Source organism: Paraburkholderia sediminicola (assembly GCF_046026675.1).
GTDB classification, from domain to species: Bacteria; Pseudomonadota; Gammaproteobacteria; order Burkholderiales; family Burkholderiaceae; genus Paraburkholderia; species Paraburkholderia sediminicola_F.
In genome coordinates, this window is record NZ_JAQQEY010000001.1 from 813,069 (window position 1) to 828,506 (window position 15,438).

Consider the following 15,438-nt stretch of genomic DNA (forward strand, 5'->3'; position numbering starts at 1 on the left):
ATTAGGGCATGTCCGGAAGGCGCAATTATAAGTTGGAACCGGATCGCTTCCGGCAAGGGCGCATCGCTCGGTTTAACAGGTAGTTTTACCGATCCCTCGGCAATACGCCGGTCAAAATTTTCCATTGCACGCAAGTGAGCCAACATGATCTCCAAATCTATTTTCAAGGCGTATGACATTCGCGGTGTGATCGGCAAGACGCTCGACACTGACGCAGCGCGTTCGATCGGCCTCGCTTTTGGCAGCGAAGTGCGCGCGCAAGGCGGCGACGCCGTGGTGGTGGCGCGTGACGGCCGCCTCTCGGGTCCCGATCTGATCCAGGCACTATCGGACGGTCTGCGTGCAGCCGGCGTCGACGTGGTCAACGTCGGCATGGTGCCGACGCCGGTCGGCTACTTCGCGGCCAATGTGCCGTTGAAGCTCGACGGTGGCGAGCGCCGCGTCGATTCGTGCATCGTCGTGACGGGTAGCCACAATCCGCCTGACTACAACGGCTTCAAGATGGTCCTGCGCGGCGCGGCCATTTACGGCGAGCAGATTCTCGCGCTGCATCAGCGCATCGTCGACGAAAACTTCTCGCAAGGCAGCGGTACGTACACCGAGTACGACATCGCCGATGCGTATCTGGATCGCATCACCAGCGACATCAAGCTCGCGCGCCCGATCAAAATTGTGGTCGATACTGGCAACGGTGTGGCAGGCGGCCTCGCGCCGAAGCTCTTCAAGAAGCTCGGCTGCGAACTGGTGGAGCTGTTCACCGAAATCGACGGCAACTTCCCGAACCATCATCCGGACCCGGCTCACCCGGAAAACCTCCAGGACGTGATCCGCGCGCTGAAGGAAACGGATGCGGAAATCGGCTTCGCATTCGACGGAGACGGCGACCGCCTCGGCGTCGTCACCAAAGACGGCCAGATCATCTATCCGGACCGCCAGTTGATGCTGTTCGCCGAAGAAGTGCTGTCGCGCAACAAGGGCGCACAGATCATTTTCGACGTGAAGTGCACGCGCAATCTGGGCAAGTGGATCAAGGAAAAGGGTGGCGAACCACTGATGTGGAAGACCGGCCACTCGCTGGTCAAGGCGAAGCTGCGCGAAACCGGCGCACCGCTGGCAGGCGAAATGAGCGGCCACGTGTTCTTCAAGGACCGTTGGTACGGTTTTGACGACGGCCTGTACACGGGCGCGCGTCTCCTGGAAATCCTCACGCGTGTGGCGGATCCGAGCAAGCTGCTGAACTCGCTGCCGAACTCGAATTCCACGCCGGAACTGCAATTGAAGCTCGAAGAAGGCGAAAACTTCGAACTGATCGCGCGTTTGCAGAAAAACGCGAAGTTCACCGGCGCGGACGACGTCGTGAAGATCGACGGCTTGCGTGTCGAATACCCGGACGGCTTCGGTCTGGCGCGCTCGTCGAACACCACGCCGGTGGTGGTCATGCGTTTCGAAGCCGATAGCGACGAAGCGCTCAAGCGCATCCAGGAAGACTTCCGTCGCGTAATCATGGCGGAGAAGCCGGACGCGAAGCTGCCGTTCTAAAAGCTCCAGCGGCGGCGCGGTTCCACGTGAACCGCGGTTGCCGTCGAACGCGGCGCGGGTTTCAATTACCGCGCCGCGTTTTTTCATGCCATTTACCCGTGTCGCGCTAGAATTGCGGTCCCCACCCCATTGAGGGGCCTGGCGCGAAGCGACAGGTTGGGGGCTCTTTCAACGCATCTTCGGGCCGGATAGCCGGTTTTCCCACACTTGAGCGTGCAAAAGATACTAATCGTGAGGGTGTCGTCATTGGGCGACGTCGTTCACAACATGCCGGTGATCGCCGACATCCGACGCCGCCATCCCGAGGCCCAGATCGACTGGCTCGTCGAAGAAAGCTTCGTGGGGCTCGTGGAGCTCGTCAGCGGCGTGCGGCGGGCGATTCCCGTGTCGCTGCGGCGCTGGCGCAAGCGCATCCTCTCGGTCGACAACTGGCGCGAGATCGGCGCGTTTCGCCGCGCGCTCGCCGCCGAGAACTACGACCTCGTAATCGACTGCCAGGGGCTCATCAAGACCGCGTGGGTCGCGAGCATGGCGCGCGGGCCGCTGGTCGGCCTCGCGAACCGTACCGACGGCGCGGGCTTCGAATGGCCGGTGCGCTTCTTCTACGACAAGCGCGTGCCGATCGAGCCGCGCACCCATGTGGTCGAACGTACGCGCCAACTGGTGGCCGCGGCGCTGGACGACCCGCAGCCGCAACCCACCGACGAAATCGACTTCGGCATCGACACCGGGCGCGCGGCGCTGGCTTTGTCGGAAGCGAATCTGAATCTGCCGGTGCCTTACGTGGTGTTCGTGCACGCCACCTCGCGCGCCGACAAGCAGTGGCCCGATACCGCCTGGATCGAACTCGGGCAGTCTTTGGTGCGGCGCGGCGCGTCGATCGTGCTGCCGTGGGGCAGCGAGGAAGAGCGCGTCACCAGCGAGCGTTTGGCGAAGGAATTCGGCGCCGCGGCCATCGTGCCACCCAAGCTATCGTTGCCGGCGGTGGTCGGCCTGATCGAAGGCGCCGCCGCGACAGTCGGCGTTGACACAGGTCTGGTTCACATTGCGGCGGCGCTGAAGCGGCCGACAGTCGAGTTGTACAATTTCGCCACCGCGTGGCGCACTGGCGGCTACTGGTCGCCGAACGTCGTCAATCTCGGCACGGCCGGCAAGCCGCCCACGCTGCAGGAAGTCAAATCCGCGCTGGCCGGTTTCGGCCTGCTCTAATGCTGTAGCGCTGTAATGCGGTGTGCTTCGCCTTACGCTCCATCCGTTTTCAAGGGCGACCATGAACGAAACCCAGATCATCGAAGTAGCGAACGCCGACTGGCACGGACGCAACCTGTCCGTGCCGCGCGAGACGCTGCTGGCCGGCGTCGAACGCGGCAAGGTGCTGTATTTCCCGAATCTGCGCTTTGCCATCGAAGGCGGCGAACAGGCCTTGCTCGATCCCGCATTGGCCGATCCGAACCGCAAGAACATCAGTCTTGAGCCGAATGGCGGCGCGCTGCATGGCGTGGCCGGTGATGCGGTCACGCAATCGGCCGTGCGCGCGTTGATCGCGCGTTATCAGGCCAATGCGCGCACGCTGGTCGATGGACTCTTTCCCGAATACAACAGCAAGTTGCGCGTCGCGCCAACCAGCCTGCGGCTGCATCAGGTGGAAGGGCGCGAGACGTCCTGGCGTAAGGACGATAGCCGTCTGCATGTCGATGCCTTCCCGTCGCGGCCGAATTACGGCGAGCGCATCCTGCGCGTGTTCACCAATGTGAATCCGCATGGCGCACCGCGTGTGTGGCGCGTCGGCGAGCCGTTCGAGGATATGGCCAAGCGCTTCTTGCCGCGCATCAAACCGCAGATGCCGGGCTCGGCGTGGCTGTTGAATCTGCTGCACGTGACCAAATCGCCGCGCAGCGAATATGACCATTTGATGCTCAATCTGCACGACGGCATGAAGGCCGACCTCGAGTATCAGAAGTCGAGCCAGCAGGAGATCATGCCGTTTCCGCCGGGTAGCGTCTGGGTGTGTTTCTCCGACCAGACTTCGCATGCGGTGATGTCCGGCCAGTTCATGCTGGAGCAGACCTTCTTCCTGCCGGTCAAGGCGATGGCGCAGCCGGACTGCGCACCGCTCGGCATTCTCGAGCGCCTGAAGGGCAGGGCTCTCGTTTGAGCGCCGCTGTCTGTTTCGATCGCGCGGTGAAACGCGCGCTTGCATTCGGATTCGCGCTCGGGCGTGCGGAGTCCCGATGCTGAGGGCGATTTATAACGCGCTCTGGTGGATCGTCGCGCCGCTTGCTGTGCTGCGCTTGCTGATCCGTTCGCGCAAGGAGCGTGGCTATCGTGAGCATATCGCCGAGCGGTTCGGTTACTCGCGCGGCCGGCTGCCGGAAGACAATGCGCCGCTGATCTGGGTGCATGCGGTGTCGGTGGGCGAGACGCGTGCCGCGCAACCACTGATCGATGCGTTGATCAAGGCGCGTCCCGACGCGCGAATTCTTTTGACGCATATGACGCCGAGTGGCCGCGCCACCGGCGAGCAGATTTTCGGCGACCGCGTGTTGCGCAGCTATCTGCCGTACGACATGCCGCATGCGGTGCGGCGGTTTTTGCGGGCGTGGCGGCCGTCGCTCGGTCTGGTGATGGAAACTGAGGTGTGGCCGACGCTGATCGACGAATGCCGTCGCGCGGATGTGCCGTTGGTGCTGACCAATGCGCGGATGTCGGCACGCTCGTATAAGCGTGCGGCCAAGTTCGGTCATGCGACGAAGGATGTGTTCGGCGGCTTTTCGCGAGTGCTGGCGCAGAGTCCGTCGGATGCGGAGCGACTCACTGCACTCGGTGCGCGTAATGTCGCGGTGCTCGGGAATCTGAAGTTCGATATGAGCACGCCGCCGGAACTGGCGGCGCGTGGCCACGCATGGCGTGCGGCGATCGGCACGCGGCCGGTGTGGGTTGCGGCGAGTACGCGTGAAGGTGAAGAGGAGTTGGTGCTGCAGGCGTTCGCGGCGCTGGGTATCGAGGATGCGTTGCTGATCTTGGTGCCACGTCATCCGCAACGGTTTAATGAAGTGGCGGGGCTGGTCGAGAAGGCTGGTTTGCGTCTTGAGCGGCGTTCGACGTGGGCGCCTGCGGCGACGGTGGCATCGGCGGCTGCTTCAAGTGCAGGCGGTGGCGTGCCGGCTTTGCCTGCCGATGTGAACGTGCTGCTTGGCGATTCGATGGGCGAATTGGGTGCTTACTACGCGGCTTCGGATCTGGCGTTTATCGGCGGGAGTTTGCTGCCGTTGGGCGGGCAAAATCTGATCGAGGCGTGCGCGGTTGGGGTGCCGGTGCTGATCGGGCCGCATGTGTTCAACTTCACGCAGGCTACCGCGGATGCAGTCGCGGCGGGTGCGGCGGTGCAGGTGCAGGATCCGGCTGACCTGGCGCGGGCGTTGCGCGAGCTCTTCGGCGACAAAGCGAGGCGGCTGGCGATGGGCGGCGCGGCTTCGGCGTTTGCCGCGCGCCATCGTGGCGCGACGGCACGGACTGTTGATGTGTTGATGGCGGTGTTGCCGGAGTAGTCGTTCGAGCGCCGCCAAGGCGGTGCTCGCGTTATCGCTTCGCGCGCTGATAAATCGTATATTCTGCCAACACTGGGCTTAAGCGTTGACGGCCCTGTGATCCAAACTGCCTTTTCCAATCTGCCATGACGCTCTTCACCGACCTCGGCTTTCAATGGGACCGCACCGCGATTCCGCAAGACTTGCCGACCCATTCGATTAAACGGGTGTGCTTTCGCTTTCATCGGATGCTGCCGGAATTCGTGTGGGATGCGAGCGTGCTCGAAGGCAATCCATTTACGTTTCCCGAAGTGAAAACGCTGCTCGACGGCGTAACGGTTGGTGGACGGAAGATTTCTGATCAGGAACAGGTCCTGAATCTGGCGGAGAGTTCAAAGCATCTGCTTGCGATCGTGCAAAACGGTCGATTTGCTCTCGACAAGGCCACGTTTTGCGACCTGCATCGGCTTGTTGCACGCAATGAGGCTCTCGAGTGGGGTATGTTCCGCGGTGAAGGAGACGAAACGCGATATACGCCGGATGTGGCGTTAGGTGAAGCAGGGCGGCACACGCCGCTACCGACCTTGCCTGGTGCCCCCGAACTCAACCGGGTTTTTGCCACCGGTACCCGCGTGCTGACAGATCAGGTCTCAAATGCATTTGAACGGGGTTGCGCTTTCTTCCTGTTCGGGGCGTTGCAGCAGTTCTTCTTCGACGGCAACAAACGCACGTCACGTTTCATGATGAACGGCGTATTGATGTCGAATGGCATCGACGCCATCAGTGTCCCAGCGCAGCGCGCTGGCGATTTCAACGAGAAGATGGTGCGATTTTATCTGTCGAAAGACGCGACGGAGATGATGGCATTCCTGCTTGAATGCCATCCGGGCGAGTAAGGTTTTAAGCCTTCAACAGCCCCTTCTTCTCGATAAACTTCACCACCACATCCAGTCCGTCGAGCGCCTTCAGATTGCACATCACGAAGGGGCGCTCGCCGCGCATCTTCTTCGCGTCCGAAGCCATTACCTCCAGATTCGCGCCGACCATCGGTGCGAGGTCGGTCTTGTTGATCACCAGCAGATCTGACTTCGTAATGCCTGGGCCGCCTTTGCGCGGAATCTTCTCGCCGCCGGCCACGTCGATCACGTAGATCGTCAGGTCCGACAGCTCCGGGCTGAAGGTCGCCGCGAGGTTGTCGCCGCCCGATTCGATGAACACGATGTCTGCGTCGGGGAAGCGCGTCAGCATGCGGTCGACGGCTTCGAGGTTGATCGACGCGTCTTCGCGAATCGCAGTGTGCGGGCAGCCGCCCGTTTCCACGCCCATGATCCGCTCGGCCGGCAACGCGCCTGCTACGGTCAACAGACGCTGGTCTTCTTTCGTATAGATGTCGTTGGTGATCGCGACGAGGTCGTACTGTTCGCGCATCGCCTTGCAGAGCATTTCGAGCAGCGTGGTCTTGCCCGAGCCGACCGGGCCACCGACGCCCACGCGCAGCGGCGGCAGTTTCTTCGTGCGGACAGACGAGTGAGCGGGGTGATGAGGTGCGTTCATGATGGATCTTTTTAAGAGCGAAAGAGCCGCGAATACTGCGACTCGTGACGCGCCGACAGAATGCCCAATTGCGGCGCGAAGGTGTTGATGTTGTCGGGTGAAGTGGCCAAGGCTCGCGTGACGGCGGCGTCGATCGGCTCGCGTAACGCGACGATGATGCGTTGACCCGCGAGTTGACCGAGCGGCACCGCCTTCAATGCGGCGGCGGCCTGGTTTTCTACCCAGCTGAATGCGTAGGCGGCAAGAGCGGCGTCAGGCGCTGCATCGTGTGCGAAAGCGGCGAAGGCGAAAGCCGTGGGTTGGGCCAAGGGTTTGAGCGATGCCAAAGTCATGCGCCGTTCTGCGTCGCCCCATTCGAGCGAGACGCACAACTGTCGTAGTGACCAGCCCATTTGTTCCGTTTCGCGTCTGAGTTCCGCGGACTCCCGACTTGCCAGGAATTCGCTGTTTGCTTCCTTTAAGCCGTCTGCATCGTGCGCTCGCCAGCGTTCCATCTGATGCGCAAGAAACGGTAACTCGCCACGCGCGAGCACGTCGGTTAGACCGCTCGCGATCCAATCGCGTGCGGAATCCGCGTCGGTGATGAGTTGCGCTTCGATCGCGGCTTCGAGACCCTGCGAGTAGCTGAACGCGCCGATCGGCAATGCCGGAGACGCGAGATGCAGCAGCGCTGTGAGTTCAGCGATGCGCATGGTGATTATGCCCGTGGCCGCACGATTCGTCGTGGACGTGATCGTCGTCTTTGGGATCGTGCGAATGGTCGTGGTCATGGTCATGGTCATGCGAGTGACCGTGCGCGTGGCTGTGACCGTGTTCGTGATCCGAGCGATCATGGGCATGATCGTGCGAATGCTCATGCCCATGATGCTCGCCGAACACTTGCTGAGCTAACGCATAGTCTTCGGCAAAGGTCTCATCGTGACCATGCTTGTGACCACCGCCATACGCGCCCGATTCCGGTTGGAACGGCATCGACACCTGATCCACGCTCGCACCGATGCGCTTGAGCATATCGGCAAGAACCGGGTCGTATTCGAGCTTCAGATAATCCGCTCCGACTTCAACAGGCGTATGGCGATTGCCGAGGTGATAAGCGGCGCGCGTCAGCGTCAACGCGTCTCTAGCGCGGACAACCAGCACCGCTTCAGGAGCAGCGACCACGCGCACCAAACCACCATCATCGGCGACCAGAACATCACCGTCGCGCAGCACCGTGCCACGCGGCAGCAGCAGCGCGACTTCCTCACCGTTATCCAACGTTGCCGCAAGACGGCTCTTACGCCGGTCATCAAACGCGAGCGTCAAAGTCGGCGCGCGCTTCACCAGCACAGGTGCGAGCTTCAGATGCGGTGCAATCAGTTTGTCGATAGTGCGCATGGTTTAGAACAAAAAGTAACGTTGCGCCATCGGCAGTACAGTTGCCGGTTCGCAGGTCAGCAACTGACCATCTGCGATAACCTGATACGTCTCAGGATCGACGCTGATCGCCGGACGCCACGCGTTGTGAATCATGTCCGCCTTCGTGATCTTGCGGCAGTTCTTCACGGCAACGATACGCTTATTCAGACCATAGCGTTCACCGACGCCCGCATCGGCAGCCATCTGCGAAACGAAGGTCAGGGAAGTGCGTCCCAACGCACCGCCACGGGTCGCGAACATCTCGCGATAGTGGACCGGTTGCGGCGTCGGAATCGACGCATTCGGGTCGCCCATCTGCGCCATTGCGATCATGCCGCCCTTCAGAATCAGCGAGGGCTTGATGCCAAAAAACGCCGGCTCCCAGAACACCAGATCGGCCCACTTGCCCGGCTCGATCGAGCCGACTTCATGCGAGATACCATGCGTGATGGCCGGGTTGATCGTGTACTTGGCGATATAACGCTTCGCGCGGAAATTGTCATGACGCGCGTTGTCTTCAGGCAGCGCGCCGCGTTGCACCTTCATCTTGTGCGCGGTCTGCCACGTGCGGATGATCACTTCGCCCACACGCCCCATCGCCTGCGAATCCGACGACAGCATCGACAACGCGCCGAGGTCGTGCAGGATGTCTTCGGCGGCAATGGTTTCGCGACGAATGCGCGACTCGGCAAACGCGATATCTTCCGCAATCGACGGGTCCAGGTGGTGGCATACCATCAGCATGTCGAGATGCTCTTCGAGCGTGTTGACGGTGTACGGGCGCGTCGGATTCGTGGAGGAGGGCAGCACGTTCGCCTCGCCGCAGACCTTGATGATGTCCGGTGCGTGGCCGCCGCCTGCGCCTTCCGTGTGATACGTGTGGATCGTGCGGCCCTTGAACGCGGCCACCGTCGCTTCCACAAAACCGGCTTCGTTCAGCGTGTCGGTGTGGATCGCGACCTGCGTGTCGGTATCGTCGGCGACGGAAAGACAGTTGTCGATTGCAGCCGGCGTCGTGCCCCAGTCTTCGTGCAGCTTCAAACCGATCGCCCCCGCGGCGATCTGCTCCAAAGCAGGCTGCGGCCGACTCACATTGCCCTTGCCGAGAAAGCCGAGATTCATTGGATAACCATCGGCCGCCTGCAGCATGCGTTCGAGATGCCACGGACCCGGCGTACAAGTCGTGGCATTCGTACCCGTTGCCGGACCCGTGCCGCCACCGAGCATCGTCGTTACGCCACTCGCGAGTGCTTCTTCGATCTGCTGCGGGCTGATGAAGTGGATGTGCGTATCGATGCCACCGGCGGTCACGATCAGGCCTTCGCCTGCGATCACTTCGGTGGACGCGCCGATCGCGATCGTCACGTTCGGTTGAATGTCGGGATTGCCCGCTTTGCCAATTGCGGCGATGCGGCCGTTCTTGATGCCGATATCGGCCTTGACGATGCCCCAGTGATCGAGAATCACCGCGTTCGTGACGACGGTATCGACCACGTCGGCATGCACGCGTTGCGACTGGCCCATGCCGTCGCGAATCACTTTGCCGCCGCCGAATTTCACTTCTTCGCCGTAGGTCGTGAAGTCGCGTTCGACTTCGATCAGCAACTCGGTGTCGGCGAGGCGCACGCGGTCGCCGGTGGTGGGGCCGAACATTTCCGCGTATGCGCGGCGGCCGATGCGTAATGTCATAGTGAGGGTCCGGAAATGAGCAGGGTGGTTGGAGCAAGCGTGCGCGGTTGGCGCATCAGAGCTTGCCCATCACCTTGCCGTTGAAGCCGTAGACGACGCGGTCGCCCGCCAGTTCGACCAGTTCGACGGTGCGTTCCTGGCCGGGCTCGAAGCGCACGGCGGTGCCCGCTGCGATGTTGAGCCGGAAGCCGCGCGCCGCTTCACGATCGAAGGAGAGCGCCTCGTTCACTTCATAGAAGTGATAGTGCGAGCCGATCTGCACCGGACGGTCGCCGGTATTCGACACGACCACCGTGACGGTGGCGCGGCCCGCGTTGAGTTCGTGTTCGCCGTCGTCGATGAGGAGTTCGCCGGGAATCATGGGGCTGCCTTGCGTGATTAGGGGATCGGGTGATGAACGGTGACGAGCTTGGTGCCGTCGGGGAACGTGGCTTCGACCTGAATGTCGGGGATCATTTCCGGCACGCCTTCCATCACGTCGGCGCGGGTCAGCAGCGTGGTGCCGTAGTGCATGACCTCGGCGACGGTCTTGCCGTCACGGGCCGCTTCCATCAACGCGGCGGTGATGAAGGCGATCGCTTCCGGGTAATTCAGTTTGAGGCCGCGGGCGCGGCGCCGTTCGGCGAGCAGCGCGGCGGTGAAGATCAGGAGCTTGTCCTTCTCGCGAGGTGTCAGCTTCATCGAATGTCAGGTTGGGTTACGCCCGTCCCAGTCAGGACAGGCGTTGGATGCGATCGGGGTCGCGCTTCGTTGTGCGCCATCGCGGCCGCTCGAAATGCGAGGCGAAACAAACCGCGACAAGCTTACTGCCAGATCAGCTTACAAAGATATCAAGCTGAATTAACGACCCGCTTACAGATTGGCGGGCAAGGGCGCGCCGAACCACTTCTTCGACATCGTGTTGAGCGTGCCGTCTGCCTTCGCTTGGGCGATGGCGGCGTTGACCTTCGTTTGCAGCCGGCTTTCATTCTTATTCATGCCGACGAAACATGGTGAATCCTTTATAACGAACTTAGGCTCCGGACGACGCGGCGGATTCTTCGCATTAATCGCGGCGGCGACGATATTGCCGGCAGCGATCAACTGCACCTGACCCGAGAGAAACGCGGCGATGGTCGCGTTGTTATCTTCGAAGCGTTTGATGGTGGCGTTCGGCGCCATTTGCGTGAGGCCGATTTCTTCGAGCGCGCCGCGCGTTGCGCCGACCGTCTTGCCGGTGAGATCGGCCGGCCCGGTGACCTTGATGTCGGCGGGACCGAACACGCCCTGGTAATACGGCGCATAGGCCGTCGAAAAGTCGATGACCTTGTCGCGTTCAGGCGTTTTGCCGAGCGACGAAATCACCAGATCGACCTTACCCGTTTGCAGATACGGAATGCGGTTCGCGCTGTTGACCGGCACGAGTTCGAGCTTCACGTTCATCGACTTCGCGAGCATCGCGGCGGTATCGATGTCATAGCCTTGCGGCTTCATATCCGCGCCGACCGAACCGAACGGCGGATAGTCTTCCGGCACGGCGACTTTGAGCACACCGGCCTTGGCGATGTTGTCGAGCGTATCCGCGTGGGCGGCGGGCGCATTGATGGCGAGGACGGGCGAGAGCAGCAGCGCGGCGAGCCAGGCGCGACGCGCAGGGCGAAGGGTCGATCGGGTCATGTTGTGCGAGCGGAGGTAGCGGATGGTCGGCTGCCGTCAGGACGCGGCAGCATCGTGGGGGATTTCGACGCAAGGTATGTGCCATGGCGGTGCAGCATGGCTTGGCGGGGCGAAAGATGTTGTGGCGCACCGGCTTGGGGCGGTCGGCAGCGCCAGATTGGTGCTCGCGATGTCTTACGAAGGTGAAAGGCACGCTGCGTTGCCAGGTAGCTCTGCCGAGCGAATCAGGTCGACCAGATTCGAAGTGGCACAGCGTCGACGCCATGCACGACCGGGCGCAACTGAAGCCAGCACCGAGTCAAAGCACGCTGCAGCGTCTCCATAGACCGCGAAACCGCCCGCACGAGTAACACCCCTTCAGTGACACAGGAAGCTGCCGCCCGCAACGAATCATCAAACGGTAGGTGAGCAGTGAGTGCCTCAGCGAGTGCATCATCGCAAGCCGCCCCGACCGCCCACAGAGTCCCATACGCAGGAAACCCGGCAAGGCCTTGCGCGGCATCGCGCAATGAATCTTCCGCGCTGAGGCTCGCACGCTCGAGCCACAGCGCCTCGCCATTCGCGCCAACGATCCGCGACACAGCCCGCAAATGCCCGTCCGACCATCGCTCACCAGCCGCTTGCCGCCCAAGCTGCGTCGCATCCCACCCAATCGCAGTAGCGCCTTCGCCAAGCGTCAGCGAAAAATCCAGCATCGCGTTGGCGTGATCGAAAACGATATTGTTCTGCGGCAGCCAGTCGAGCTTCGCCTGAGGGCCGACACGCACCGCAATATTCTGCCGTGCCGCACGGCCATTGGACTTGTACCACTTGGTTGCGCCGGGCGTGGTGATGACGGCGTGCGCACTGTCGCCGACATCCACGTCGATATCGAGTTGATCGCCGCCCGCGATCCCGCCCGGCGGATGCACGATCACTGCGTGGCAGATCGCATGACCTTCCGGATAGAGCGGCCGTTGCACGCGCAACGGACCATCATGCAGCCGATGCTTGAGCGTCGTCCGTTCGCCGTCTTTGACGAAGCCGAGTTCGAGGCGCGCGCGCCATTGTGAGTGCGCGCTGGGTTGCGCGGTGGCGAGTGCAGCGTGGTTTTCGTGAAGCGACATGCGAGCGGACTTGCGAATGAATGAACGGCTGGGCGCGGTATTGGGCACAGTAGCGGACGCGGCAACAGACGCGTCAATGCGCAGCGTGCCCGCACGCGTTAGGCAACGACGGGCCGCGTTGCCACAGGATGCGGCGAGAATAGCACGCTGCGCTGTTTGTGCTGTTTGTGCCGGTCAGACGGCGATCAGTGCGCGTACGCCGTCCGTATCCATGTTGGCGCCTTCACCGCCCGCGACGATTTCACCGCGGCTCATCACCCAGTACCGATCGGCGATTTCTTTGGCGAAGTCGTAATACTGTTCGACGAGCAGCACGGTCATGCCCATTTCTTCGACCAACTGACGCAGCGTGCGGCCGATGTCCTGAATGATCGACGGTTGGATGCCTTCGGTGGGTTCATCGAGGATCAGCAATTGCGGATCGCTCATCAGCGCACGGCCGATTGCGAGTTGTTGTTGCTGACCTCCGGAGAGGTCACCGCCGCGGCGGCTGCGCATGTCCTTCAGGACCGGGAAGAGTTCGTAGATCCGGTCCGGGATTTTCTTCGGGGCTTTTTTGCTGGCCGCACCGACCAGCAGATTTTCTTCGACCGTCAGGCGCGGGAAGATGTCGCGGCCTTGCGGAACGTAGGCGAGCCCTTTTTCTACACGCGAGTAGGTCGGCAGCTTGGTGAGCTGTGCGCCGCGCCAGGCGATCGAACCGCTCTTGGTCTGGACGACGCCCATCAGGCATCGAAGCAAGGTTGTCTTGCCCACGCCATTGCGCCCCAGCAGCACGGTGAGCTTGCCGTCGGGCACGGTGAGTTTCACATCACGAAGAATGTGGCTGCCGCCGTAGTACTGGTTGAGGTTTTCTACTTCTAGCATGTCGGTCGATCCTTGAATTCTGGTGGCTTGTCGCGGCCGTGGTTTGATTGCGGCCACTACCGCCCGAGATAAGACTCGATCACCGTCTCGTCTCTCTTCACCTCATCAAGCGTGCCGTGGGCGAGCACTCGCCCTTCGGCCATCACCGTGACCTTGCCCTTCTCGCCTGAAAGAGCCGCAACAAACTCCATATCGTGTTCGACAACCATCATCGAGCAACTCCCCCGCAAGTGATTGAGCAGCTCAGCCAATTGCATGGTCTCGTCATCGGTCATGCCTGCTGCAGGCTCGTCGAGCAACAGCAGGGCCGGTTTCTGCATCAGCAACATGCCGATCTCGAGCCGCTGTTTCTGTCCATGCGATAACTCACCGGCAAGCCGCCGCGCCTCACTCTCAAGACCAATCAAAGCCAACGTCTCTTCGATCCGCGCTTGCGCCTCACGATCCAATCGCGCACGCAAAGAAGCCCACCATCCCTTGTCAGCCTTCATGGCCAACTCAAGGTTCTCCCAAACAGGATGCTGTTCGAAAACAGTAGGCTTCTGAAACTTGCGCCCAATACCCGCACGCGCGATAGACGGCTCATTCATCCGCGTCAAATCGATCGACTGCCCCAGAAAAACCTTGCCGGAATCCGGCTCGGTCTTTCCGGTGATGACATCCATCATCGTCGTCTTGCCGGCGCCATTCGGCCCGATGATGCAACGCAATTCACCTGCGTTGATCGATAACGTCAGCGCATTCAACGCGCGAAATCCATCGAAACTGACGGTCACGTCGTCAAGGTACAGAATCGTCCCGTGCGAAATATCGATCTCACCCGGCACCACCGCGTGCCCCATGCTCGCGACACCGCTCAGCGACCGTTCAGCAGGTTCTTCAGGTAATGCAAGATCAGGAACCATCGGGTTTTCGTTCATGAACGGTTCCTCTTGCGCGTGATCATTTCGATCAGGCCCATGATGCCGTTCGGCAACAACAGCGGGACCAGCACGAAAATCAGACCAAGAAAGAACAGCCAGTATTCAGGGAAGTTCGCCGTAAAAAAGCTCTTCGCACCATTCACCGCGAACGCGCCGATGATCGGTCCGATCAACGTGCCGCGTCCACCCACCGCAACCCAGATTGCCATCTCGATCGAGTTGCCCGGCGACATCTCGCCCGGGTTGATGATGCCGACCTGCGGCACATACAACGCGCCAGCAATCCCGCACAAAACAGCGGAGACGGTCCACACGAACAGCTTATACGCGAGCGGGCTGTAGCCGAGGAACATCAAACGCGTTTCGCCGTCGCGCACCGCAGTGACCACGCGGCCGAGCTTCGACGTGACGATTGCCCGCGCGCCGATGAAGGCCAGGATCAACACCGCGAACGTGATCAGCAGAAGGGCAGTGCGCGTGCCCGGATGCGTAATCGGAAAGCCGCCGATACGCTTGAAGTCGGTGAAGCCATTGTTGCCGCCGAACCCCGTTTCGTTGCGGTAGAACAGCAGCATGGCTGCAAACGTCATCGCCTGCGTGATGATCGACAGATACACACCCTTCACCCGCGAACGGAACGTGAAGAAGCCGAACACCCACGCGACAACGGCGGGCACCAGCACCACCAGCAGCAGCGCATAGCCGAGATGCTGCGTGCCTTGCCAGTACCACGGCAGTTGGTGCCAGTCGAGAAACACCATGAAGTCGGGCAGGTCGCTGCCGTACTTGCCCTCGTGGCCGATCGAGCGCATCAGGTACATGCCGATCGCGTAACCGCCCAATGCAAAGAACAACGCGTGTCCCAGACTGAGAATGCCGCAGTAGCCCCACACGAGATCGAGTGCCAGCGCAGCGATCGCGTAGCACATGAACTTGCCGGTGATCGTCATCGCATACGCGGACAGATGGAACGCGCTCGTCTCCGGGAGCACCAGCGTGGCGAATGGCACGCCGAGACCGAACACGATGATCAGTGCGATCAGCGCGAGCCACGCGCGGCGTGACAGCAATGCAGGACGCGGCGGCAAGCCGAGCGCGAAGCCGGACTGCGCTTCGCGTCCGGCAGAAGCGCCACCGCTCGCTGAGCCGACGTGAGCCGAAGAGGTAGCCGATGTCATC

At 61.6% G+C, this 15,438-nt stretch carries 16 protein-coding genes; 5 read left to right on the top strand and 11 right to left on the bottom strand.

The features are described from left to right. Positions 1-144 precede the first annotated feature (144 nt). The 5 genes from PQQ86_RS03515 to PQQ86_RS03535 all read left to right on the top strand — a co-directional run bounded on the left by PQQ86_RS03515 (position 145) and on the right by PQQ86_RS03535 (position 5,962). The gene (locus PQQ86_RS03515) at positions 145-1,539 is read left to right on the top strand and encodes a phosphomannomutase/phosphoglucomutase (RefSeq protein ID WP_408264969.1); all 1,395 of its coding nucleotides are present in this window, start codon (positions 145-147) and stop codon (positions 1,537-1,539) included. A gap of 207 nt (positions 1,540-1,746) precedes the next feature. After that, positions 1,747-2,748 (top strand): lipopolysaccharide heptosyltransferase I, encoded by a 1,002-nt coding sequence (waaC, locus tag PQQ86_RS03520; protein ID WP_408264970.1) that lies wholly within the window; start codon positions 1,747-1,749, stop codon positions 2,746-2,748. A gap of 61 nt (positions 2,749-2,809) precedes the next feature. Beyond that, positions 2,810-3,694 (top strand): Kdo hydroxylase KdoO, encoded by an 885-nt coding sequence (gene kdoO, locus PQQ86_RS03525; protein ID WP_408264971.1) that lies wholly within the window; start codon positions 2,810-2,812, stop codon positions 3,692-3,694. A gap of 76 nt (positions 3,695-3,770) precedes the next feature. Then, positions 3,771-5,087: a lipid IV(A) 3-deoxy-D-manno-octulosonic acid transferase gene (gene waaA / locus PQQ86_RS03530; RefSeq protein ID WP_408264972.1), complete on the top strand. Its 1,317-nt coding sequence runs from the start codon at positions 3,771-3,773 to the stop codon at positions 5,085-5,087. A 257-nt stretch (positions 5,088-5,344) separates the two neighbouring features. Next, complete coding sequence (locus PQQ86_RS03535; RefSeq protein ID WP_408264973.1) at positions 5,345-5,962, top strand: Fic family protein; 618 nt, start codon at positions 5,345-5,347, stop codon at positions 5,960-5,962. A 4-nt stretch (positions 5,963-5,966) separates the two neighbouring features. Here the strand turns inward: PQQ86_RS03535 and ureG are convergent, their stop codons facing one another. From ureG to urtC, 11 genes are all read right to left on the bottom strand, one after another. After that, positions 5,967-6,620: an urease accessory protein UreG gene (ureG, locus tag PQQ86_RS03540; RefSeq protein ID WP_054041789.1), complete on the bottom strand. Its 654-nt coding sequence runs from the start codon at positions 6,618-6,620 to the stop codon at positions 5,967-5,969. Positions 6,621-6,631: 11 nt separating this feature from the next. Continuing rightward, entirely contained in the window at positions 6,632-7,312 is a 681-nt protein-coding gene (locus tag PQQ86_RS03545) for an urease accessory protein UreF (RefSeq protein ID WP_408270048.1), read from the bottom strand. Then, positions 7,299-7,997, bottom strand: coding sequence for an urease accessory protein UreE (gene ureE, locus PQQ86_RS03550; RefSeq protein WP_408264974.1), 699 nt, complete (start codon positions 7,995-7,997; stop codon positions 7,299-7,301). The genes PQQ86_RS03545 and ureE overlap by 14 nt, the downstream gene beginning before the upstream one ends. A gap of 3 nt (positions 7,998-8,000) precedes the next feature. Further along, on the bottom strand, positions 8,001-9,707 hold the full coding sequence (gene ureC / locus PQQ86_RS03555) for an urease subunit alpha (protein ID WP_408264975.1): 1,707 nt from the start codon (positions 9,705-9,707) through the stop codon (positions 8,001-8,003). 55 nt (positions 9,708-9,762) lie between these two features. Then, entirely contained in the window at positions 9,763-10,068 is a 306-nt protein-coding gene (locus PQQ86_RS03560) for an urease subunit beta (RefSeq protein WP_054041797.1), read from the bottom strand. 17 nt (positions 10,069-10,085) lie between these two features. Then, positions 10,086-10,388, bottom strand: a complete 303-nt coding sequence (ureA, locus tag PQQ86_RS03565; RefSeq protein ID WP_054041799.1) for an urease subunit gamma — start codon at positions 10,386-10,388, stop codon at positions 10,086-10,088. A gap of 171 nt (positions 10,389-10,559) precedes the next feature. Next, positions 10,560-11,363, bottom strand: a complete 804-nt coding sequence (locus PQQ86_RS03570) for a transporter substrate-binding domain-containing protein (RefSeq protein ID WP_408264976.1) — start codon at positions 11,361-11,363, stop codon at positions 10,560-10,562. Between the two features lie 224 nt (positions 11,364-11,587). Further along, a complete protein-coding gene (locus PQQ86_RS03575; protein ID WP_408264977.1) occupies positions 11,588-12,469 on the bottom strand; it encodes an urease accessory protein UreD in 882 nt (293 codons plus the stop codon). A 174-nt stretch (positions 12,470-12,643) separates the two neighbouring features. Next, complete coding sequence (gene urtE, locus PQQ86_RS03580; RefSeq protein ID WP_408264978.1) at positions 12,644-13,336, bottom strand: urea ABC transporter ATP-binding subunit UrtE; 693 nt, start codon at positions 13,334-13,336, stop codon at positions 12,644-12,646. Between the two features lie 56 nt (positions 13,337-13,392). Next, positions 13,393-14,256, bottom strand: a complete 864-nt coding sequence (urtD, locus tag PQQ86_RS03585; protein WP_093636302.1) for an urea ABC transporter ATP-binding protein UrtD — start codon at positions 14,254-14,256, stop codon at positions 13,393-13,395. Then, entirely contained in the window at positions 14,253-15,437 is a 1,185-nt protein-coding gene (urtC, locus tag PQQ86_RS03590) for an urea ABC transporter permease subunit UrtC (protein ID WP_408264979.1), read from the bottom strand. The genes urtD and urtC overlap by 4 nt, the downstream gene beginning before the upstream one ends. Position 15,438 lies beyond the last annotated feature (1 nt).